Here is a 370-nt window from a genome sequence, read left to right as displayed (position 1 = left end):
GGGGCATTTTTGATGATTCACATAATAAGGTCGTTCTCAGTGTCCTGCTGGTATTGTTCTGCTACGGTGTTGGTAAAGCGGCTATTATGCCTTTCCATCGCTGGTTACCCGCTGCGATGGTTGCACCTACTCCGGTGAGTGCCTTATTGCACGCCGTTGCTGTCGTAAAAGCCGGCGTATTCAGTATTCTGAAAATCGTTATCTATATCTTTGGTATTGAAGGTCTGAAGGATCTGGCGACAACCGATGTCATGCTATATATCGCTGCGGCGACAATAGTGCTGTCATCCTGTATCGCCATGACTAAGGATAACCTGAAGGCACGACTAGCTTATTCTACAGTGAGTCAGCTTAGTTATATTGTGGTAGG

The 370-nt window shown here is 46.5% G+C and carries 1 protein-coding gene; it reads left to right on the top strand.

The window, feature by feature from the left end:
* Positions 1-370 (top strand): proton-conducting transporter transmembrane domain-containing protein (locus QWI17_RS21645; protein WP_302724617.1); only part of this gene is annotated, 370 nt, incomplete at both ends.

The sequence above is a fragment of the Gilvimarinus gilvus genome (assembly GCF_030518155.1).
Lineage (GTDB): Bacteria > Pseudomonadota > Gammaproteobacteria > Pseudomonadales > Cellvibrionaceae > Gilvimarinus > Gilvimarinus gilvus.
This window is presented reverse-complemented; position numbering and strand designations above follow the sequence as displayed.